This is a genomic window from Marinobacter iranensis, assembly GCF_029207565.1.
Lineage (GTDB): Bacteria > Pseudomonadota > Gammaproteobacteria > Pseudomonadales > Oleiphilaceae > Marinobacter > Marinobacter iranensis.
Window position 1 is genome coordinate 90,706 of sequence record NZ_JANCMW010000011.1, and the last position, 20,619, is coordinate 111,324.

General features: G+C 58.8%; 21 protein-coding genes. 17 read left to right on the plus strand and 4 right to left on the minus strand.

Going from position 1 to position 20,619, the window contains the following annotated elements; all coding sequences use genetic code 11:
* The first annotated feature begins 4 nt into the window (after positions 1-4).
* From NLU14_RS16160 to NLU14_RS16180, 5 genes are all read left to right on the plus strand, one after another.
* Complete coding sequence (locus tag NLU14_RS16160; RefSeq protein WP_275708391.1) at positions 5-466, plus strand: chemotaxis protein CheW; 462 nt, start codon at positions 5-7, stop codon at positions 464-466.
* Between the two features lie 86 nt (positions 467-552).
* Complete coding sequence (locus NLU14_RS16165; RefSeq protein ID WP_275708392.1) at positions 553-1,044, plus strand: Fur family transcriptional regulator; 492 nt, start codon at positions 553-555, stop codon at positions 1,042-1,044.
* Positions 1,037-1,816 carry a zinc ABC transporter ATP-binding protein ZnuC gene (gene znuC / locus NLU14_RS16170; RefSeq protein WP_275708394.1) on the plus strand — a complete coding sequence of 260 codons (780 nt, stop codon included), beginning with the start codon at positions 1,037-1,039 and terminating at the stop codon, positions 1,814-1,816. The genes NLU14_RS16165 and znuC overlap by 8 nt, the downstream gene beginning before the upstream one ends.
* Complete coding sequence (gene znuB / locus NLU14_RS16175; protein ID WP_275708396.1) at positions 1,803-2,615, plus strand: zinc ABC transporter permease subunit ZnuB; 813 nt, start codon at positions 1,803-1,805, stop codon at positions 2,613-2,615. The genes znuC and znuB overlap by 14 nt, the downstream gene beginning before the upstream one ends.
* Positions 2,616-2,718: 103 nt before the next feature.
* Positions 2,719-3,753 carry a PAS domain-containing protein gene (locus tag NLU14_RS16180; RefSeq protein ID WP_275708399.1) on the plus strand — a complete coding sequence of 345 codons (1,035 nt, stop codon included), beginning with the start codon at positions 2,719-2,721 and terminating at the stop codon, positions 3,751-3,753.
* Here NLU14_RS16180 and NLU14_RS16185 read toward each other — a convergent pair.
* Positions 3,741-3,998 (minus strand): CDGSH iron-sulfur domain-containing protein, encoded by a 258-nt coding sequence (locus NLU14_RS16185; RefSeq protein WP_275708401.1) that lies wholly within the window; start codon positions 3,996-3,998, stop codon positions 3,741-3,743. The two genes, NLU14_RS16180 and NLU14_RS16185, sit on opposite strands and share 13 nt — an antisense overlap.
* A gap of 118 nt (positions 3,999-4,116) precedes the next feature.
* Positions 4,117-5,211: a patatin-like phospholipase family protein gene (locus tag NLU14_RS16190; RefSeq protein WP_275708403.1), complete on the minus strand. Its 1,095-nt coding sequence runs from the start codon at positions 5,209-5,211 to the stop codon at positions 4,117-4,119.
* A gap of 174 nt (positions 5,212-5,385) precedes the next feature.
* Here NLU14_RS16190 and NLU14_RS16195 point away from each other — a divergent pair, with 174 nt between their 5' ends.
* Complete coding sequence (locus NLU14_RS16195) at positions 5,386-6,456, plus strand: GGDEF domain-containing protein (protein ID WP_275708405.1); 1,071 nt, start codon at positions 5,386-5,388, stop codon at positions 6,454-6,456.
* Between the two features lie 7 nt (positions 6,457-6,463).
* Here the strand turns inward: NLU14_RS16195 and NLU14_RS16200 are convergent, their stop codons facing one another.
* Positions 6,464-7,381 carry an alpha/beta fold hydrolase gene (locus NLU14_RS16200; protein WP_275708407.1) on the minus strand — a complete coding sequence of 306 codons (918 nt, stop codon included), beginning with the start codon at positions 7,379-7,381 and terminating at the stop codon, positions 6,464-6,466.
* 193 nt (positions 7,382-7,574) lie between these two features.
* On the opposite strand from NLU14_RS16200, the gene folE reads away from it, so the two are divergent.
* The 11 genes from folE to NLU14_RS16255 all read left to right on the plus strand — a co-directional run bounded on the left by folE (position 7,575) and on the right by NLU14_RS16255 (position 19,422).
* Positions 7,575-8,141, plus strand: a complete 567-nt coding sequence (gene folE / locus NLU14_RS16205; protein ID WP_275708409.1) for a GTP cyclohydrolase I FolE — start codon at positions 7,575-7,577, stop codon at positions 8,139-8,141.
* Positions 8,142-8,167: 26 nt separating this feature from the next.
* Complete coding sequence (gene folX, locus NLU14_RS16210; RefSeq protein ID WP_275708411.1) at positions 8,168-8,548, plus strand: dihydroneopterin triphosphate 2'-epimerase; 381 nt, start codon at positions 8,168-8,170, stop codon at positions 8,546-8,548.
* Between the two features lie 14 nt (positions 8,549-8,562).
* Entirely contained in the window at positions 8,563-9,003 is a 441-nt protein-coding gene (locus tag NLU14_RS16215; protein ID WP_275708413.1) for a CoA-binding protein, read from the plus strand.
* A gap of 94 nt (positions 9,004-9,097) precedes the next feature.
* Positions 9,098-10,405, plus strand: a complete 1,308-nt coding sequence (locus tag NLU14_RS16220) for a cyclic di-GMP phosphodiesterase (protein WP_275708415.1) — start codon at positions 9,098-9,100, stop codon at positions 10,403-10,405.
* 54 nt (positions 10,406-10,459) lie between these two features.
* Complete coding sequence (locus NLU14_RS16225) at positions 10,460-12,724, plus strand: bifunctional diguanylate cyclase/phosphodiesterase (protein WP_275708417.1); 2,265 nt, start codon at positions 10,460-10,462, stop codon at positions 12,722-12,724.
* Positions 12,725-12,782: 58 nt separating this feature from the next.
* Positions 12,783-13,103 (plus strand): hypothetical protein, encoded by a 321-nt coding sequence (locus tag NLU14_RS16230; RefSeq protein WP_275708419.1) that lies wholly within the window; start codon positions 12,783-12,785, stop codon positions 13,101-13,103.
* A gap of 306 nt (positions 13,104-13,409) precedes the next feature.
* Positions 13,410-13,841: a MerR family transcriptional regulator gene (locus NLU14_RS16235; RefSeq protein ID WP_275708422.1), complete on the plus strand. Its 432-nt coding sequence runs from the start codon at positions 13,410-13,412 to the stop codon at positions 13,839-13,841.
* Between the two features lie 6 nt (positions 13,842-13,847).
* Positions 13,848-16,433, plus strand: a complete 2,586-nt coding sequence (locus NLU14_RS16240; protein WP_275708424.1) for a heavy metal translocating P-type ATPase — start codon at positions 13,848-13,850, stop codon at positions 16,431-16,433.
* 125 nt (positions 16,434-16,558) lie between these two features.
* Positions 16,559-17,008, plus strand: a complete 450-nt coding sequence (locus NLU14_RS16245) for a DUF411 domain-containing protein (RefSeq protein ID WP_275708426.1) — start codon at positions 16,559-16,561, stop codon at positions 17,006-17,008.
* A gap of 151 nt (positions 17,009-17,159) precedes the next feature.
* Complete coding sequence (locus tag NLU14_RS16250; protein WP_275708429.1) at positions 17,160-19,148, plus strand: ribonuclease R family protein; 1,989 nt, start codon at positions 17,160-17,162, stop codon at positions 19,146-19,148.
* A 67-nt stretch (positions 19,149-19,215) separates the two neighbouring features.
* A complete protein-coding gene (locus tag NLU14_RS16255) occupies positions 19,216-19,422 on the plus strand; it encodes a hypothetical protein (protein ID WP_275708431.1) in 207 nt (68 codons plus the stop codon).
* Here NLU14_RS16255 and NLU14_RS16260 read toward each other — a convergent pair.
* Positions 19,419-20,315: an acyltransferase gene (locus tag NLU14_RS16260; protein ID WP_275708569.1), complete on the minus strand. Its 897-nt coding sequence runs from the start codon at positions 20,313-20,315 to the stop codon at positions 19,419-19,421. The two genes, NLU14_RS16255 and NLU14_RS16260, sit on opposite strands and share 4 nt — an antisense overlap.
* Between the last annotated feature and the right edge of the window lie 304 nt (positions 20,316-20,619).

The window sequence follows — 20,619 nt, forward strand, 5'->3', positions numbered from 1 at the left end:
AGTGATGAACGACAACAGCCAAACCCTGCCCTGCGTAATGATACCGATGAGCGGAAAGCAACTGCTGTTACCCAACGTTTCGATTGCGGAAGTGGTGGACTTCGCCAGTTCCGAGCCCGCCGCCAATACACCGGAATGGCTGGTTGGCGAGCTTGACTGGCGTGGACTGAACCTGCCGGTTATCTCCTACGATGCCGCCAACGGTGGCAAATTGACCGTGCCGGGTGGTAACCGCGGTCGGATCGTGATTCTGAACACCATTGGCGATCACCATAACTCGGTACCCTTTATGGCCCTGATCACACAGGGCATCCCCAGCCAGACCCGCCTGACCGAAGACCAGGTGAAGAAGATTGACGGCGAAACCGGTCCCGCCGACCTGATGGTGGTGGAAGTCGAGGGTGAAACTGCCATTATTCCGGACCTTGGTTACCTGGAATCCCTGGCGCTGGAAGCACTGCGCTAAGCCGTCAATTGATCCTGTCTTGCCATCACCAGTGGCACTGTTTTTTGCTAATGTTATAATGTTGCAAATTTCACAGGACAGTGCCCATGTCACCCAGCGCTCTTCCCTATCGGCCGCACAATCACGATGCTTGCGTCGCCCAGGCGCTGACGGAAGCCAGATCCATCTGTCAGCAGCACAACGCCCGCCTGACACCTACCCGTGAGCGGGTACTGGAGCTTATCTGGCAATCCCATAAACCGCTTGGCGCCTACGACATCCTGGCCGTGTTGGCGGAGGACGGCCACAACGCCGCGCCACCCACCGTCTACCGCGCCCTGGACTTCCTGCAGCAGTATGGGCTGGTGCACCGCATCGCCTCGCTGAATGCGTTTATCGGCTGTACCCACGCGGGGAAAAGCCACAGCGGTATGTTCCTGATCTGCCGCTCCTGCAGCAACGTGCTGGAACTGACAGCGCCCGGCGTTGCCAGTGCCGTCAACACCGCCGCCGCGGAAGAATCGTTCCGGCCAGATGATGTGACCATTGAGGTGTCCGGCTACTGCCCTGGCTGCACATCGGACACCCCCCATGACTGAAGCCCTGGTAGAACTCCACCGGTTAACCGTCAGTTTTGATAACCGGCCCGTGGTGGACCATGTGGACCTGCGGGTGCAGCGGGGGGATATCATCACCATTATCGGCCCGAATGGCGCCGGCAAAACCACGCTGATCAAGGCCGTGCTGGGCATCCAATCGGTTTCAGGCGGCTCCCTGACCATGGCCCCGGGGCTCACCATCGGTTACGTACCCCAGCACCTGACCCTGGAAACCACGCTGCCACTCAGCGTAAAGCGTTTCATGCTGCTCAGTGGCCGCTCGCCCCGGGAATGCCAGGAGGCGCTCGCCAAGACAGGCGTGGAGCACCTGATCAATGCCTCGGTCCATCGCCTATCCGGTGGTGAGAAGCAACGGCTGCTCCTGGCCCGGGCGCTGGCCCGCAAGCCGGACCTGCTGGTGCTGGACGAGCCGGCACAGGGGGTGGACATCAACGGCCAGGCCGCCCTCTATGACCTGATCCGGAGCCTGCGTGACGAGCTGAACTGCGGTGTGATCATGATTTCCCATGACCTGCACCTGGTCATGGCGGCCACCGACAAGGTTATCTGTCTGAACCAGCACGTATGCTGCAGCGGCTACCCGGCGGACATTTCCCACGATCCCGCGTTCATTGAAACCTTCGGCCGCCCGGTGGCGGAAAGCCTGGCGGTGTACCATCACCACCACAACCACAGCCACGACCTGCACGGGGATGTGGTCTCCGGCGAACACGACGATGCCCACGGGGAGTGCACCCATGCCCATCATTGATGCCGTGCTCGGAGATTTCTTCTGGCGCGCACTGATCGGCGGGCTTGGAGTAGCGCTTGTGGCGGGGCCACTGGGTTGCTTCGTGGTATGGCGGCGCATGGCCTATTTTGGCGACACTCTGGCTCACTCGGCGTTGCTCGGCATTGCCCTGAGCTTCCTGATCAGCGTTCCTCTCAACGTCGGGGTGATCGTGACCTGCGTGGTGCTGGCCATTGCATTGGTACTGTTTTCCCGCAGTAAGACCCTGGCCACCGATACCCTGCTGGGAATCCTTGCCCACAGCGCCCTCGCTATTGGCCTGGTCACACTCAGTTTCATGCCGGACATCCGGGTGGACCTGACGGGGCTGCTGTTTGGCGATCTCCTCGCCATGAGCCGCAACGACCTGCTGTGGATCTACGGCGGGGCCTTGCTGATCCTGGCGTTACTGGCCACCCTCTGGCGTGGCCTGCTAATGAGCACCATCCACGAGGAACTGGCGCGGGTTGAGGGCGTGCCTGTCGAACGCCTGCGGCTGGTATTGATGCTGATGTTCTCGATCGTGATCGCGGTGGCCATGAAGATTGTCGGGGTACTGCTGATTACCGCCCTGTTGATCATTCCCGCCGCCACCGCGCGGCGACTGGCCGGCAACCCGGAACATATGGTGGGGCTGGCCATCCTGTTTGGATTTATTGCCGTCAGCGGCGGCCTGACCCTGTCCTGGCACCTGGATACGCCAGCAGGCCCCTCGGTGGTGGTTACGGCATTTTCTGTATTCCTGCTGGTCTACGGTTCGGCTCGGCAGGTCCAGGCCTGAGAGTGGTGATTCAGGGGGCAAAGTTTCCCTGGGCCGGGGCAGTGGTCTAAAGTATAGGAGCAGGAAGTTTCCCATACTTTCGCCAACGGTTGCGGACTAACCTATGGAAAGCCCACGATTAACAGGGACAGGACACGTTCTGGCGCTGCCACACCTTTGGGCGCCACTGCTGGTATTCTTTGCCGGCCTGGTTGTTACCGGCCTGACAGCGCAGGCGCTCGAGGAGCAGTCCCGCTCCCTCACTGAACAGGTTTACCGCAAGCAGCACAACACGCTGGTCGCCCGGTTGCGTGGGTATGACGAGCTTCCGCCGCTGTACACCGACGGAGTTACTCCAACCAGGACCATCAATGACTCTGCCCCTGCTGAGCTGTGGCTGGCGACCGTGTTCAAGGGTACGGTACCCCGAATGCTCAATCTGCGGGTGGATACGCTGGAACGGCATACCAAAACCCCTTTATTTCAGGCTATACGCGCTAACAGCCCGGACCGGTCACAGTCACTGCGATCTGAGGTAACAATCAGCGAACACCGATGGCTGGTGACAACGCTGCCCGACACCGACTTCCTGAATCAACCTGCCCACCGGTCGTTTCGCTTTGTCTGGTTTGCGGGGCTGGTAGTGACCCTGCTGGCAACGGCCGTGGTGATATTCCTTTGCTTGCGGATCCGGCGTTGGCAGGGCCATTACCGTAACGCCGACAAGGTAACACGGGAATACGAGCAGCAACTGAATAACATGCAGGTCGAGAAGTCGATCCTGCGGCAGGCGCTGAACGACAGTGAACAACGCAGCCGGGACCTGGTGGCGCTGTCCGGCGCCACTATCTGTGAGCTGGATGAACAGGCCCGGACGGGATACATCTCACTCCAGGTGGCGGACCTGCTGCAGAAAGCACCGGCCGATCTGGCCGGAATGCCCTTCGAGCAGCTGGTAGACCCGGCCTGCCTCGACAATTTCCGCAGGACACTCGAGGCTGCGCGGCAGGAACGGCAGATACAGCGAATTGACCTGAAACTGCTGGACGCCGACGATCGCCAGGTTCCGGTCACCCTGCGGGTCCTGGCGCTGCGGGATACGCTACACGGTTTCAGCGGCTATCGGCTGAGCCTTCAGCCCGGCATTCAGGCGCCCTGATCCAGGGTTTTGTGGGTACCATCGCACAGGGGCGGGTTACCGGTGTGTTTGCAGCCACAAAACCACACCCATTCTTTCTTTTCGGCGGTGTATTTGACCGGTGTAAACCCTGTACCCTTGTGGGAACCGTCGCAGAATGGCTGGCTGTTGCTGCGGCCACAGGCGCACCAGAAGTAGTTCTTGCCGCCTTCCACCAGCACTGAGCATGGCGTGGTTCTGGGTGTTTTCGGTTTCTCATCAGTCATCGGGGAGCCCCTGCTTTATTTTTCTGAATTCCTTCGCAGTATAGTCAACGCGTTGTCTGCTGCCTCCCCCAAACCCACAGGCTGGAACCCAGTCAAAGGCAACACGAGTTTCAACTGTTCAGCGCTTCCCATCCAATGGCCGCAAAACGTCTTTAATGCGCCCCGAATCCACCAGTTCCATGAACTCGTCGCCCAGGCGGTCACTCTCGGCAATCGCCTTGCGCCACGCCTGCTCGCGGCCGGCATCGTCGCCGATGTAGCGCTCGAAGTCCTTGCGGTCCGGCAGCTTCCGATCCGGCAGGCTTTCCAGGTATTCCGGTGACGGCGACACCAGCAGCACATCCTGCAAGCGGGTGGCGTCACCCCGGCGCCAGGGCAGGGTCTTGTCGAACCAGCCGGGAACCACCTTGTCGGTGAAATGAGGGTACAGAATCACGCCGGGCTGCTCATAGGGAAGGTCCAGATGGTAATCCAACAGGCCGCCGTCGCGGTATAACCCATCAGGGGCGCCCGGGATATTGCGGACCCCGGACATCACCAGGGGAATGGACGCGGAGGCCAGCAGGGCGGGCATCAGGTTGTCGCGGCTCAGGGGCACTTCATGGCTTGGAAAATCCACCAGTTTGGCCAATGGTGCTTTTAGCCGGGCATCGTGGATGATCCCCCGTTCCATGTATCGTCCGAGGTGGCGGCGGCTGACCATGTTGGCGCTGATGGCGTTCATCAGGCCCAGGCTGAGGCGGCCTTTGGTCTCATGCTCCAGCATGCCGCGGCTGCGGACAACCACGATGTTCAGGCGGTACCAGGGGTGGTTGAGGATATGGTCTTCACAACCGGCCAGCAGCTCTTCCAGGAACAGCACGCTCTTGCGGCTGATTTCCGCCATACTGACTCCCTTGGCAAAGCGCTGGGAGGTGTACAGGTCCGCCAGCCGGGACAGTTGGGCCTTGGGATTGTCCGATGAGGCCACCGCGGCAAACCGCCAGCTGCCAATGGAAGAACCAATCAGCGAGCGTTCCTGGGCCACCCGGGGCAGGAAGTCGCCAAAGATGGCCTTGTCCAGGCCGGAAATACCCAGTGCTTTGGGGCCGCCGGCAGCCCCAGGAACGACATGCACATCACCCGCTGTAAAGGGTTGATCCCGCAGCCTTTCCAGGGCGCGACGGCCGGCACGGATGGTCAAGGCGGGAGGACGGGTATGTACGGCGGTCATGACGGCTCCTTGTTCTGGGCCCGCCAGTCTAGCGAACTGGGAGCCAGGCAGCCATAGTCCCGCTGGCGCCCATCACCAGACAGAAAACCAGCTTCCTTCCCCGGAAGGTCGTGCTAGACTTCGGGATAGACCGGATTGGAAGTACGGGCCCACCACAAACAGCGGGAGTATGCTGTGAATCCTCTTGCCACTACTAACAACCTGGCCACCAACCCCACACTTGCGGTACTTGGCTTCAAGCGCCAGATCGTTTACCACCTGCACTTCTGGGCGCTCGTTGCTGTGGCTCCCCTGGTGATGGTGCAGTGGCAACAGGGCAACATTCTGTTGGCTCTGCTTCTTATCCTGTTCTGCCTGAATGCGGTTGCCGTTATTGCATTCCTGCGGTTTCGCAGTATCTATTTCCTGCAGGGGCGGCTGTTCCCCATACTGGCGGTGATTTGCGCCGTCTATTCCACCGTGATTAATGGTCACGCGGGGCTCTACTGGTCCTACCCCGCAGCCGCTGCGGTGTTTTTCCTGCTACCTCTGCGGGAAGCCACTGTCAGCAATATCATATTTGTGGCCAGCATGTCTGTGGTGTCGTTTATCACGTTTCCGGAGGCAGATTTCTGGCGTATTACCTTTTCGCTGGGTCTGACCTGCCTGTTCGTTATGATTTTTGCCTGGCTGGTGGGCCGTTTGCAGGCGGAACTGACGCGCCTTGCCACCACGGACCCGTTGACCGGCTGCCTCAATCGCTCCCAACTGGCAGATATCCTTAACGGACAGATCCAGATGCGTGAGCGTTATGAAAGGGTTTCAAGCCTGATACTACTGGATCTGGATTACTTCAAGACGATCAACGACCGATGGGGGCACATGGCCGGTGATCGCGTGCTGCAGGAACTTTCACACCGCCTCAGCAAACGGTTGAGGGAAAGTGACCGCCTGTTCCGCATCGGCGGAGAGGAATTCATGCTGGTTCTGCCCGAGACCCGCCAGAAAGACGCCGACAAGGTGGCGAGAGAACTGCTGACGAGCATCAGTGCCCGCCCCTTCGTGGAAGGCATACAGATCACCGCCAGCGCCAGTGTGGCGGAAGTGGGCAAAGGTGAGACCTGGTCGGTCTGGCTGAATCGGGCGGACCAGGCGCTCTATGAAGCCAAGGCCAGGGGCCGCAACCAGGCGGTCAGCGCCGCAAGGCAACTGAACGAGGAGCCACCTGAAGACGCTGACGGCACAACTCTGGCCGCCGACCTGTAGCCATGGCTTATTCCGGTTGCTTGCAGAAGTCCCGCCAGGCCCGATAAACCTCACCCGCAGCCTCGAAATGGGGATAGTGGCCGACATTACGGAGACTGACCACATCGGCATTCGGAACAAGCTCCCGATAACGTCTGGCCATGGCTGAACCGGAAACCGGATCAGCAACTCCTGATATCAGTCTCATCGGTTGCCCGGCCTTCTGTAGCGCCCCCACCCAGCGGTTGCGGTGACAGCGACGCTCTTCCATGAAGTGGATCAGGTTGTGGAGAATGCCACGGCCGTTGTTGTAGGTCAGCAGGTGCCAGAAGTCATCCATATCCTTCTGCGAAGGCGGGTTCTCATGGCTGAACAGGCGACGGAAATTGCGTTCGAAGGTCCGCCGGGTAAGGCCGCGGCTGATCAGCCCCCCAAGAGGACTGCCCAACAGTTTCTGGATCAACAGCGGGCTGTGGACTTCCGGGAACAGAGCTCCATTGAGAAAGCCGACCCGGGTAATGGCGAACGGCAGCAGCCCTTCCTGATCACGTGCCAGCAGTTCCTGAGCCACACTGCAGCCGTAATCATGGGCAAAAAGGCTGACGTTTTTCAGGCCCAGGCCCGCGATCCACCCTTCAAACAGGTCGGCCTGATCTTCGATGCTGTAATCGTAAAGGGCCGGCTTATCAGAAAAGCCAAACCCCAGCATGTCCAGGGTGAACAGGGAGTGATGCTGAACCAGCATTGGCCACAGCCGGCTCCAATCCCAGCTTGCGGTTGGGAAGCCATGAAGCAGCACCAGGGGATCACCCTGGCCCGCCATCCTGCTGAAAATGGCGTGGCCGCCATAGGAGAACCACTTGCCTCCCTGTTGCCACCATTCCAGGGTCGCATTCCCTGCGCCGGGGAAGGCGGCACCCCGGACTCCCGGTATTACCTGTTCCATTGCGGTTTCCTGAAACCTGCCTGAAACTGAAACTCTAAATCAAACCAACCGCCCCTGCCAGATCTGGTCTGACAATTTGCGAACCAGAACATTCAGGGTGGTCTTTTCGCCTTCCTTAGTCGTAGATCTGGAGGACGCGAGCAAATTCCCTTAAGCTTTCGCCCCTGAACTGATTCTTAAACCGGAAGCAACCATGACCAACAAGCTTGACGACCTGGCCAGCCATTTTCAGCAGATCATCGCGGGCCTGGGCGAAAATCCTGACCGAGAGGGACTGCAGGACACACCCATACGGGCTGCCAAGGCCATGCAGTTCCTGACGCAGGGTTACAAACAAAGCCTGGACACACTGGTCAACGATGCGGTTTTCGAGTCCGCCATGGACGAAATGGTGGTGGTTCAGGACATCGAGCTTTACAGCATGTGCGAACACCACATGCTGCCGTTTATCGGGAAGTGCCATATTGCCTACCTGCCCCAGGGCAAGGTGCTTGGCCTGTCCAAGTTTGCCCGTATCGTCGACATGTATGCCCGTCGGTTACAGATTCAGGAAAACCTGACTCGCGAGATTGCCGAGGCTATTGAGACCGTGACCGGCGCCAAGGGTGTGGCCGTGGTTATCGAAGCCCAGCATATGTGCATGATGATGAGGGGCGTGGAGAAACAGAATTCCCGTATGAAAACCTCGATGATGCTGGGCCAGTTCCGAAAGTCACAAGCCACGCGGACTGAGTTCCTGACGCTGATTCGGGATCGCTGAATATCCGTTGGTGATCAGGAGGCCAGATGACTGCAGTAACCGGAAATCACCAGGCAACCGTGCGTATAAAGGATTTGCTGCTGCGCGCCTACATAGGTATCAAGGAAGAGGAGATCAATAACCAGCAGGATGTACTGATAAACGTGCGTCTTACCTACGATGCTACAGCAGCCATCAATGAAAACGATATCCGCACCGCCCTGAACTACCGCACAATTACCAAGCATATTATCAGCCACGTGGACGGAAACCGTTTTGCCCTTCTGGAACGGCTGACCCACGAAGTACTCAGCATCGTTATGGAGCACGAGGCGGTCAACTGGGCGACGGTGGAAATCGACAAGCCCCATGCGCTACGCTATGCAGAATCGGTGTCTGTCTGCCTTGAGGCGCACCGGGCCACCTGACAAGCCGGTATTTCATGTCCCGAAACAACCCTGATCAACTGCGCAAAATTCTCGAAACCGTCCGCACCATTGCGTTGGTTGGCGCCAGCGACAAGCCCAATCGCCCCAGCCACGAAGTAATGGCCTACCTGCAGGGGCGCGGCTACCGGATTATTCCGGTGAATCCGCGGCTTGCAGGCCAAACGGTGCTTGGTGAGACCGTATATGCCAATCTCGCGTCCATTCCCGGGCCGGTGGATATGGCCGACCTGTTTCTTGCCCCGAACCACACCGATGCGGTCATAGACGAGGCCATTGAGCAGGGAATACCGATTATCTGGATGCAGATCGGTGTTATCAACGAGGCCGGTGCACTGAGAGCGGAGGATGCAGGTGTGACCGTTGTGATGGACAAATGTCCCAAGCAGGAAATTCCCCGCCTTGGGGTGCCTCCGTTGCCACATCCTGTAAGCTGAGCCAAGCGGCCTTCAGTCCGGCTCTCCTCTCGCCTGTTCTGGAGACGGCAATTCTGCCATAATCGGGTCAGACAATCAGAAGACTGGCAGAGCCATGTGGTTCCGACGTAAAACCAGTACAGCCCCTCCGAAAAAACCAGCAGCCCGCTCCCAGGCAGGGTTGCTTGACCCCGATGCCCAAACCAGGGTAGAGCGCGTACGACTTCCGGTCGATCTGCTTACCACGGGTATGCGCATTGTGAAGCTGGACCGTCCGTGGACCGAAGTGCCGGTTCTGTTCCAGGGCTTCACCCTGGAAGATAACTACCAGGCCCGCACCCTGCGCCAGTATTGCGAGTGGGTGCTGGTCGAAGGCGATGAGCAGGTGCTGTCAGAAGCTCTGGCGAAGGTCGCCATCCACAAGAAACGCACAGCCACCCCGCTTCCTGAAACCCGCCCCCTTGCCGAAGAAATTCCCCGTGCCAGCCGGGTATGGGGTAAGACCCAGACCTTTGTGGAGCAGGTCACCCTTGCCATCGAGCAGGGCAATAACTTCAATCTTCAGGACGCCCGACCGGTGATCCGCGAATGCGTGGAAAGCATCAAGGCCAATGCCAGCGCGATGATCTGGATGAGTCGCATAAAGTCCCGCGACGCCTATACCGCCGAACACTGCCTGCGGGTGGCGATTTTCACGGTGGCTTTTGCACGCTTTCTGGGCTTGCCTGACGAAGACCTGGAAATTGCCGGTATGTGTGGGCTGCTTCACGATCTGGGCAAGCTGAAGGTTCCAGAAGAGATCCTTAATAAACCCGGCGCACTCAACCCGGCGGAATACGCGATCATGCAGGAGCACACCACCTTCGGCTATGAGCTACTGGGCTCGGACCCGAAGTTGGACCCGATCATTCGGGACGTGACCCGTCACCACCATGAGCGCGTGGATGGTCGTGGCTATCCACAACAGCTGGAAGAGTGGCAGATCAGTCGCTTTGCCCGGCTGGTGTCCATTGTTGACGCCTTTGATGCCATGACCAGCGACCGCTGTTACCGGGACGGCATACCAACCTCTGACGCCATCCGCGTGCTGTACCGTAATCGTGGCAGGCAGTTTGATGCCGACATGGTGGAGGCGTTTATTCGTATGGTGGGCATTTATCCACCAGGGACCCTGGTGGAGCTCAACAGTGGGGAAGTGGCGCTGATTGTAGCGGTACACCCGGGTAAAAAACTGAAACCCAGGATTGAGATACTGATGGACGCCAGTAAGAAACCGGTTGCGCCCCGGATTGTCGACCTGGCAAACCCGGCGGCCGGTGAAAAGCTGGAGATCGCTCATCCCCTGCCGGATGGGGCTTTCGGGATTTCATTAAAAGCCAGGGTTCAACAATTGGTAACAGGTCATCGCGTTTTTCCCTCATAATCGGGTGAATTCGGCCGATATGCTGTTCAGTAAATTCATCAACCGGAGCAATTTGTGGACAAACCTGCATCAGCACTAACCCTGTTTGTAAGGGGTCTGCTGAACCCAGCGTTTCCAGCACTGATTTTCCTGGTGTTCCTGGCTATTGCTCTGGGTCTGCAGTACGGCATTGAAAAGCAGGACAGTACTCAGATTCAGGCCAACCTGAACAACGAGGCCAGCTCCATGGCCAACCGCCTTGAGCGCGAGTTCATGGTTCACGCTGAAGCCATCAGCCGCATGGCAAATCGGTTTGAGGCTGCACCGGATACACCCCGGGAAGTCTGGGAACAGGATGCCCGCAACTATCTGTCCGATTTCGGTGTCTACCAGGCGATTGAGTGGGTTGACCGAAATTATGTGATTCGCTGGATGGTACCTTACGAGGGCAACGAAGATGCCATTGGCTACAACGTAGCCTTTTCCCCGGAACGGCTGGCCTCCCTGCAGGAGGCGCAGGCCACAGGACATCTCGATATTTCTGGCGTTATCGACCTGAAGCAGGGCGGCAGGGGCATGGTTATCTACGCCCCCATATTCAGTGGCGACGCCAACAACGGCTTCATTGCCGGTGTATTCCGGATGGAAACCCTGGCCAGGCACCTGCTCTCCAGCCGCACCCTGGAGTCCTTCCGTATCGAAATCAGGGACAGCGGCAAACCGGCCTATGAGCTCAACAGCTCCACCAATACCGATCCCGGCTTTTCCCGCACGCTGGACATCAACCTGCCAACCATCGACTGGACATTGACGGTAACCCCCTCCGTCTCCTGGGTTGAGGAACAACGCAGCAACTGGCCCTTTGTCACCTTCGTGATCATGCTCTTCATGGGACTATTGACCAGTCTCACCACCTTGCTGGTACAGCAGATTCTCAAACGAAACCGGGCACTGCTGAAAACCCGGCGAGAACTGGATGCGGAAATCAGCCAGCGTCAGGCTGTACAGCAAGACCTGGCGCGGCTTGAAACCACCGATACCCTGACCGGCCTGGCCAATCGCCGATTTTTCATGGAGGACCTGGCCCATACCCTGAGCATCGCGGACCGCCAGATGCGCCAGGCCGCCCTCGTAATGATCGACCTGGACCGCTTCCAGATGCTCAATGATTCCCTCGGTCATCAGTTCGGCGACGAACTGCTAATCAAGGTATCCGAGCGCCTGAACGCCCTCAGCGATGAAAGAGTCATGGTGGCCTATGCCGGTGGCGACGAGTTCATGGTCTGTCAGCAGCATGTGGACGACATCGACGATGTCATCAACCTTCTGGGCCAGATAAAACAGTGCTTTGACGAGCCCTTCCATGTCCAGAGCGAAGAACATGGCGTTACCGCTACCATGGGGGTGGCCGTTTATCCCCAGAGCGGCCTGGATGCCGACACCCTGTTGCGCAATGCCGATGTGGCGCTATACCGGGCCAAGGAGCAGGGCCGCAATACCTACCAGTTCTACACCGAGGGCATGCAGGAACGGGAAGTCATGCGCCTGGAACTGGACAAAGACCTGAACCATGCCCTGGCCAACGACGAGTTTGTGCTTTACTTCCAGCCCCAACTGGACCTCAACGACTCCTCCATCAATAGCGTGGAAGCCCTGATCCGCTGGCAGCACCCGCGCCGGGGCCTGTTGCCGCCGGTCGACTTCATCCCGCTGGCGGAGGAAAGTGGCCGGATCACCGATATTGGCCGCTGGGTGGTGATGGCTGCCTGCCGCCAGTTGGCGAAATGGCAGAATGGCCCTTACTCCAATCTGCGTATCGCAGTGAATCTGTCGGGCCGCGAACTGGATGACGAAAGCATTGTTGACCACATTCAGGAGGCGCTGGAAACCAATGGTGTTCCCGCAGACCGGCTGGAAGTGGAGCTGACCGAAGAGATCTTTATCCAGAACATCGAACACAACCTGAACCAGTTGACCAAGCTCCACAAGCTGGGGGTACATCTGGCTATCGATGACTTTGGCGTGGGCTATTCTTCGCTGGGTTATCTGCGGGATTTCCCGGTGGATCTGCTGAAAATCGACCGTTCTTTCATTACCGATGTTACCGAGCGCCACGACGATGCGGTTATTACCCGTGCGGTGATTAACCTGGCCCATAACCTGGGCATTCAGGTGGTGGCGGAGGGTGTGGAGACCCGTGAGCAACTGACCTTCCTCAAGAATCACCGCTGCGACCTGATTCAGGGTTACCTGATCAGCCGTCCGATTCCCGCTGCCGAGCTGGAGAAGGCCCTGAGTTCGGGTCTGCTGGATGTGGTGGATACACCAGTGGGCACCTGATTGAAATGAGCGCTTCGAATCACCACTATTCCGGTATCAGCTTTCAAGGTGCCGACTCATGAGTTCAAACTATCTGACTTCGGAGCAGAACGACCGCCTGCGGCGGTGGGAAACCTGGAATAAAGGTTATTTTATTTTTGCGTTTTTCTCACTGGTCGTAATCCTGGTTTTCAGCAGCCAGCTTGGCCTTTCCAGTGGTGACAGCTGGGGACCTCTGGGTATCATCATTGCGCTGTTGATCACTCCTATCATTATTCTTCAGTTACGTCTGGCTTGCCCCGCCTGTGGGCAAAAAATCGGCTGGCAAGCCAAACTGATGGCCCCGGACCAGTGCAAGGCCTGCGGCACCTTCCTTCGCTCTAAAAGCTCCTCTTCCTGAAAAAAACCTTTGACCTGTGAGTAGCTCACAGGTTTTAGTCTAATCATATGGTTCCAGTTGCACTCATGCTTGGGTGCCAACCGTGGCTGGGTGGAACCGTCTTCCGAAACACGCTGTAAATACATCCATGTACGCTTGGGCTCCGCCCCTCAACGCTTTTCGCTCCTGCGTCGCGTTGAGGGTCCAGGGCAGGCCATCCTTGGCCAGCCCGTGAAGAGCTAACACTCTTCACCCAAGGCTCCGCACAGTTTCGGAAGACGGTTCCACCCAGCCACTCGATCAAACTTATCGGTGGTGATCCTGCTTATGAAAGTCAAAGAACTAGCGATGGGCGCGGAGGTTAACCCGGATACGGTCCGCTTTTATACCCGGGAAGGGTTGCTGAAACCAACACGGAATCCGGATAACAACTACCAGCAATACGATGCTGAAGATCTACGCCGGCTGCGGTTTGCCCGCAAAGCACGTCAGCTGGGGTTCTCGCTACCGGAAATCCGGCAGATCCTTGAGCAGGCGGACGATCATCATTCGCCCTGCCCGATGGTTCGGGATGTGTTTCAGCAGCGTCTAACGGAGGTGGAGCGTGAGATTGCCGAGTTGCAGCAACTGCGCAAGCGTATGACCGCCGCCCTATCTGCCTGGCAGGCTATGCCGGACGGTTCGCCGGACGGACACACGATTTGCAGGTTGATTGAACATTGGGATGAAGCTGCACCAGACAAAGGTAAGAAGGAGTGATGCTCGATGAATGAGAAAACCACGTTACACCCGGCTTTGTCGATATCCGGCGCCTCATGCCAGGGTTGTGTGCGCAAGATTAGCAGTGCTCTTGAGCCACTAACCGGCAGTGCCGACCAGATTGAAGTCAACCTGGATGAGCAGACGGTTGCCCTGCCCGATGGCATCGATACCGAAGAGGCAGCCCGCGTCGTGACCGAAGTGGGTTACCCCGCATCCCCGCTGGAGAAGTCGGCCGATACAGGGTCAGAGCCGGAGGGTGACCATTGCCCCCCGGATAAACATCAGGACCCGGCGCAAACCGCTCAAGGGTCTGAACAGGAAGAAAGTAGGGGATATGCCAACGGTAATGACGACCAGATCCATCTGGCGGTCACCGGCGCTACCTGTTCATCCTGTGTGAGCACTATTGAGAAGGCTCTGATGTCTATCGACGGCATCACCGGTGCCCATATGAACCTGGCGGACAATACGGCCACGGCGACGGGGCATGCTGACCCACAGGCGCTTATCAAAGCGGTGGAGAGCGCCGGTTATGGTGCCAGTGTCATTGATGACCAGGACGCGGAAGATGACCGCAAGCAGGAGGAGGATCGTAAGCAGTACAAAACCCTGCTGGTAAAAATGGCTGTCAGCCTGAGCCTGGGTCTTGGCCTGATGATCTGGGGTATGGGCTTTGGTTCCATGATGGTCACCGGAGACAACCAACTCACCTGGCTTACCCTGGGCGTTATTACACTGGGCGTGATGACAGCGACTGGTGGCCACTTCTTCACCGGCGCGTGGAAAGCCTTCCGCCACCACAATGCCAACATGGATACCCTGATTGCCCTGGGTACGGGCACCGCCTGGGCGTATTCCATGGTGGTCGCCAGTATTCCCGATGCCCTGCCGGAAATGGCGCGGCACGTGTATTTTGAAGCTTCGGCGATGATTATCGGCCTGATCAACCTGGGCCAGGCGCTGGAGCTTCGCGCCAAGGGCAAAACTTCGGAAGCCGTGCGACGCCTGCTGGACCTGCGGGCGAAAACCGCCCGGGTGATCCGTGACGGCGAGGAGCAGGATCTGCCAGTGGAGCAGGTTCAGGTCGATGACCGTATTCGCGTACGCCCCGGGGAAAAGCTCCCGGTGGACGGGGAGATCATCGAAGGCAGCACCCGCATTGATGAGAGCATGCTCACCGGTGAGCCCATGCCCGTCAGCAAAGGTGAAGGCGATGAGGTATCCGCCGGCACGATCAACACCCATGGCTCGATTATTTACAAGGCCACCCGCGTGGGCAGCGAAACCGCCCTCGCCCAGATTATCCGCCTGGTCAAGAAAGCCCAGGGCTCCAAGCCCGCCATCGGGCGCCTGGCGGATAAGATTTCCTCGGTGTTCGTACCCACCGTAATGCTGATTGCGGTGGTGTCCGCCCTGGTGTGGTACAACGTTGGGCCGGAGCCTGCAGTGGTCCATATGATGGTGGCGGCCACCACGGTGCTGATCATTGCCTGCCCCTGTGCCCTGGGACTGGCCACCCCCATGTCGGTGATGGTGGGTGTCGGCAAGGCCGCGGAATACGGCGCCCTGATCCGCCAGGGTGATGCCCTGCAAACCGCCGGCAAGCTGGACCTGGTGATACTGGACAAGACCGGCACCATCACCGAGGGCCACCCGGCGGTCACCCGTCTTCATGCGCCGGACAACGACACGGGTAGATTGCTGGCGCTGGCCGCTGGCCTGGAACAGCACTCGGAACACCCCCTGGCCGAAGCCATTATGGCGAAAGCCAAAGAGGAAGAGGCTAGCCCGGAAAACATCACCGGTTTTGAGGCCCTTAACGGTAAAGGCGTGAAGGGGGAGTTGGATGGCCAACCCGTGCGCCTGGGCAATCGTCGCTGGCTGGAAAGCGAGGGTGTGGATCTGGCCGGGCTACAGAAAGAAGCGGATGCGATCACGTCCGAAGCCGGAACCCCGCTGTTCCTGGCATTGGGTGAAAAAGCCATGGGTGTCATTGGCGTGGCCGATGCCGTCAAACAGGATTCGGAAGCCGCCATCCGACGCCTGCACGATGCTGGCATACGGGTGATGATGGTCACCGGCGACGTGGACGCCACCGCCAAAGCCATCGCCCAGAAAACCGGCATCGACGATTACCGCGCCGAGGTGTTGCCGGAAGACAAGGCCACTATCGTCAGCGAAATGCGTGGCAAGGGCTATACCGTGGCCATGGTGGGCGACGGCATCAACGATGCCCCTGCCCTGGCTGCAGCGGACGTCGGCTTTGCCATCGGCACCGGAACCGACGTGGCCATTGAGAGCGCCGGTATCACACTGATGCGCGGCTCGCTTCATGGTGTTGCCGATGCCATTGAGATCTCACGGGCCACGGTGCGGAATATCCACCAGAACCTGTTCGGCGCCTTTATCTATAACTCCCTGGGTATACCGGTGGCAGCCGGGCTGTTATACCCTCTATGGGGAATGCTGATGAGCCCGATACTGGCCGGCGCCGCCATGTCGCTGTCCTCGGTGACAGTGGTCACCAACGCCAACCGGCTGAGACTGTTCAAGACCCGCAATCACGAAGTCAGGGAGGGGAACCAATGAGCGCACTTATGGTCAATGCCGGAGGACTGATCCTGATGACCGCCATTGTCTGGTGGTTCTGGCTGTCACCCTCCACCGGCGGCGAATCCGGCAACGATCACACCCACCATCACTGAGGTAACATCATGAAAACACACATGCTGGCCCTTGGCCTTGTCACCACCCTTGGCTTGAACGGCCAGTTGCAGGCCGATGACGGACTGGAAGACATTCATGTCTACAAGTCCCCGAACTGCGGCTGCTGCACTGATTGGGTGGACCACCTGAAAGACAACGGTTTCAAGGTGGAAGTCACTGAAACCAACGACCTGAATCCCATAAAGATTGATGCCGGCCTGACGCCCTCACTGGCCAGCTGCCATACCGCGTTTGTTGGTGACTATGTGATCGAAGGCCACGTGCCAGCCAACGATATCCATCGGCTGATCGCAGAAGCGCCGCAAGCGAAAGGCCTGGCGGTGCCTGGCATGCCGGTCGGCTCACCGGGTATGGAAATGGGTGACCGCAAGGATCACTACCAGGTGCTGATGTTCAACGAGAGCGGACAGGCCCGGGTCTTCGCCGAACACAACTAGTTTGTGTCTTGAACTCTGCACCTTGCCCCGCGACTATCCCGGCCAATGAACCGAGCCGGGAAATTAACCCCGCGTAACGGGTCTGACTCATACCGCCATAACCGGTATACTCCGCAGCAACATTCAAATTTTATCCAGCCAGGTTCTGTTCATGCTCAACGCCGACGCCCTCAGCCAGTTGCGCCAGCTGAAATCCGATATCGAAGACAAAAAGGTGGTGTTTCCCGGCACTGTCAAAGCCACCAACGGGCGTTTTGGCTTCGTGGTACTGGATGAAGGGCGGGATGTATTCCTGCCGCCGGAAGAAATGCAGAAAGTCCTGCCCGGCGACCGGGTCAACATCACCGAGCAGGAAGGTGACAAAGGCAAGACCCAGGGCGTGATCGACGAACTGTTGGAAACCAGCCTGGATACCTTCGTGGGGCGCTACCTGGTAAGGGGCAAGGGCCATTTTGTGGTACCGGAAACCCCCGGCATCAACCGCTGGATTTTCATTCCACCGAAAGAGCGCCAGAACGCCGAGCCCGATGACTACATCTACTGCCGCATTCACAAGCACCCCATCAAGGACGGCAAGGGTCAGGCAAAGATCCTGAAAGTTATTGGAAAGGCCGGCGAGACCGGCATCGAGCGCGCCTTCACCGTCGCCACCTTCGACCTGCCGGACACCTGGCCGGACGCGGTCCGGAAGCAAACCGAGGCACTGGACGAATCCGCCGTTGAAGCCAGGGGCGAGGGCCGTGAAGACCGCACCAGTCAGCCCTATGTCACCATCGACAGCCCCGGCACCCAGGACATGGACGACGCCCTGCTGGCCGAACCCAACGCCACCGGTTGGAAACTGTCTATTGCCATCGCCGACCCGACAGCGGTGATTGAACCGGGCAGCCCGGCCGAGCAGGAAGCCTTCCGCCGCGCCACCGCGATCTACTTTCCCGGCGAACCGCTACCCATGCTGCCGGACACCCTCAGTACCCGCCTGTGCTCATTGATGCCCGATGTGAAGCGCCTTGCCCTGGTGTGTGACCTGCAGGTGAACAACGATGGCAGCCTGGGCGAATACAGCTTTCATCAGGCGGTGATTCGCTCCCACGGCAAACTCAGCTACGAACTGGTCTCCAACCTGATCGAAGGGCGGGAGGACGACGATATCAAGGCACTGCCAGACAGTGTGTCCAACAGCCTCGACCAGCTCCACCAGGCCGCCATGTCCCTGCGCAAGTGGCGCGGTGAGCATGCACTGGTAAACGGCGACCGCCCGGAATTTCGCCTGCGCCTGGATGAAAACCGCCGGGTACGGTTGATCGAACCCTCTGTGCAAAATGAGGCCCACCGCCTGGTGGAAGAGTGCATGATTGCCGCTAACCGGTGCGCCGCGGACTTCCTGGGGCAACAGAACAGAGGCCTGTTCATACAGCACCCCGGTTTGCGGGGCGATCGTGCCGATAACATCCGTGCGCTGCTGGAAGGCTATGCTCCACAGCTCGCCGATTTGGACGCCACCAGCGCCGAAGGTTTTCGCGATCTGATGAAGCAGACCGAAGGGCTGGAGGCGGACGTACCGGTCAAGGCCATCCTCTCCCGCCAACTCGCCCGCGCGGAGCTGTCGTTTACCGCGGCGCCCCACCAGGGCATGGGGCTGACAGCCTACACCACTTTTACCTCACCGCTGCGCAAATTCAGCGACTTTCACGTGCACCGGCTCATCAAGTCGATCCTGTGGCAGGAGCCGCTGGCAGAGCTGACCGATGAGCAACTGGCCGAACTGCAACTGACCCAGTTCCGGGCCCGGCAGGCGGCCAATAGCCTCGAAAACTGGCTCAAGAGTGATTTTGCGAAGACTCTGGGCGAGGACAGGATGACTGGCGTGATCAGCCGTACAATTCCCGCAGGCTTCTTTGTCCGGCTCGACGCCAACGGGCTGGAAGGGTTTGTCAGTTGCAAGACGCTGGAAGGCAAGTTCAGCTTTGACCCGGTTACCCTGCGCCTGGTTCATAACAAGAACGGCCGTATCTTCCAGCTTGAACAGCCGGTGACGGTCACCTTTGCGGGTGTGGATGAGGAGCGCAAACAGATTCTCTTCAATCTGGTGGAAGACCAGGCTGCAGACAGCAAGCCTCAAAGCACGGACGATGCTTGAAAATCCGGCTCCGGACCACCATCGTAATCAAGAGAGGGGCACTTACTCGTTATGGGGGTGAATCCGGATGCCTATCAGCCCAACAGAATTCCTGAAGAAGTACGGCTTCGATGAGGAAGAAGAGGAGCGGGACCACAGCCTGCGCCACAATGCCATGGAGCACGCTAAGCACCTGAAGCGGCCCCATGCCGGTACGCCCCATGACTGGGAAGAGTGGGAGCGCTACAAGAAAGAGCACCCCGATGAGATCGAGGACGACGAGGACAACAGCTAGTCCTGTTCGAGCATCCTTGACAAGCGCTCGTCCTTCGCTCGCCACTGCTCCGCCAGCCAGTTCTTCACGTTCTTGCGGTGCTCGGCATCAGTCGCGTAATCCCGGCCCTTGAGGTGTTCGGGAATGGCGACGGTGTCGATTTCCATCTTCACTTCGCTAACCCTGCCACACATGAAATCCCAGAAGGTGGGCGCGCCGCCCGGATAGGCGATGGTCACGTCCACCAGGGTTTCGATGGCATCCCCCATGGCATCCAGTACGAACGCCACACCACCGGCCTTCGGGGTAAGCAGGTGGGTGTATTTTGACTTCTGCTTGTCGTGCTTGGCCTGGGTAAAGCGGGTGCCTTCGACGAAATTCATCACGCTTACCGGGGTGTAACGGAACTTTTCGCAGGCCTGGCGGGTGGCTTTCAGGTCTTCGCCGCGCTTTTCCGGGTGTTTGATCAGGTATTCACGGGTGTAGCGTTTCATGAACGGGAAATCCAGCCCCCACCAGGCCAGGCCGATGACCGGCACCCAGATCAGCTGTTGCTTGAGGAAGAACTTGAGAAACGGCGCCCTGTGGTTGAAGACCCGCTGCATGGCGAAGATGTCGACCCAGCTCTGGTGGTTGCTAAGCACCAGGTACCAGCTTTCCCGTTTGAGTTTTTCCTCGCCGTGCACGGTCCATTTGGTGCCGTGGGTGAGTTTCATCCAGCCGGTGTTGCAGGCGACCCAGGCTTCGGCGATCCAGATGATGACTTTGGTGCACAACACCCGGAAGCCGGTGTGGGGGATGATCAGTTTGAGGATGGCCGGGATGTAGAGGAGCAAACACCAGAACAGGGTGTTGAGTCCGAGCAGGATGGAGCTGAGTACGCCGGTGACCGGGGCTGGCAGGAAGCTGAGCATGGTTGTCCTGTTGTTGGTTTTTTGCGATGGGCGAATGATACCAATGGTTGGCACGTTTGGGCAGTGGGCTGAAGTGACCGGTTTGCCATTGGCGATGGACGTTCTTGCCATAGCCGCGCCCCGGCCTGGCCGGTAACCTTGGCCCCAGCCGGTTGTTTGTGGAGGTATGGTGAGAAGTGGACAGACCTTTGTCAGACACGCCGTGAACCCATCCCTGGGGGCTCGGCATTGCCATCCATGGCAATGCACGGTCTGCCAAAGGTCTGTCCACTTCTCCCCTCGGAACCATCCAGTTACCGCGCCC

Excerpts from the sequence above, each read along its gene's own strand:
- NLU14_RS16160 (WP_275708391.1), top strand. The coding sequence starts at position 5 with ATGAACGACAACAGCCAAACCCTGCCCTGCGTAATGATACCGATGAGC.
- NLU14_RS16165 (WP_275708392.1), top strand. The coding sequence starts at position 553 with ATGTCACCCAGCGCTCTTCCCTATCGGCCGCACAATCACGATGCTTGC.
- znuC (WP_275708394.1), top strand. The coding sequence starts at position 1,037 with ATGACTGAAGCCCTGGTAGAACTCCACCGGTTAACCGTCAGTTTTGAT.
- znuB (WP_275708396.1), top strand. The coding sequence starts at position 1,803 with ATGCCCATCATTGATGCCGTGCTCGGAGATTTCTTCTGGCGCGCACTG.
- NLU14_RS16180 (WP_275708399.1), top strand. The coding sequence starts at position 2,719 with ATGGAAAGCCCACGATTAACAGGGACAGGACACGTTCTGGCGCTGCCA.
- NLU14_RS16185 (WP_275708401.1), bottom strand. The coding sequence starts at position 3,998 with ATGACTGATGAGAAACCGAAAACACCCAGAACCACGCCATGCTCAGTG.
- NLU14_RS16190 (WP_275708403.1), bottom strand. The coding sequence starts at position 5,211 with ATGACCGCCGTACATACCCGTCCTCCCGCCTTGACCATCCGTGCCGGC.
- NLU14_RS16200 (WP_275708407.1), bottom strand. The coding sequence starts at position 7,381 with ATGGAACAGGTAATACCGGGAGTCCGGGGTGCCGCCTTCCCCGGCGCA.
- folE (WP_275708409.1), top strand. The coding sequence starts at position 7,575 with ATGACCAACAAGCTTGACGACCTGGCCAGCCATTTTCAGCAGATCATC.
- folX (WP_275708411.1), top strand. The coding sequence starts at position 8,168 with ATGACTGCAGTAACCGGAAATCACCAGGCAACCGTGCGTATAAAGGAT.
- NLU14_RS16215 (WP_275708413.1), top strand. The coding sequence starts at position 8,563 with ATGTCCCGAAACAACCCTGATCAACTGCGCAAAATTCTCGAAACCGTC.
- NLU14_RS16220 (WP_275708415.1), top strand. The coding sequence starts at position 9,098 with ATGTGGTTCCGACGTAAAACCAGTACAGCCCCTCCGAAAAAACCAGCA.
- NLU14_RS16230 (WP_275708419.1), top strand. The coding sequence starts at position 12,783 with ATGAGTTCAAACTATCTGACTTCGGAGCAGAACGACCGCCTGCGGCGG.
- NLU14_RS16235 (WP_275708422.1), top strand. The coding sequence starts at position 13,410 with ATGAAAGTCAAAGAACTAGCGATGGGCGCGGAGGTTAACCCGGATACG.
- NLU14_RS16240 (WP_275708424.1), top strand. The coding sequence starts at position 13,848 with ATGAATGAGAAAACCACGTTACACCCGGCTTTGTCGATATCCGGCGCC.
- NLU14_RS16245 (WP_275708426.1), top strand. The coding sequence starts at position 16,559 with ATGAAAACACACATGCTGGCCCTTGGCCTTGTCACCACCCTTGGCTTG.
- NLU14_RS16250 (WP_275708429.1), top strand. The coding sequence starts at position 17,160 with ATGCTCAACGCCGACGCCCTCAGCCAGTTGCGCCAGCTGAAATCCGAT.
- NLU14_RS16255 (WP_275708431.1), top strand. The coding sequence starts at position 19,216 with ATGCCTATCAGCCCAACAGAATTCCTGAAGAAGTACGGCTTCGATGAG.
- NLU14_RS16260 (WP_275708569.1), bottom strand. The coding sequence starts at position 20,315 with ATGCTCAGCTTCCTGCCAGCCCCGGTCACCGGCGTACTCAGCTCCATC.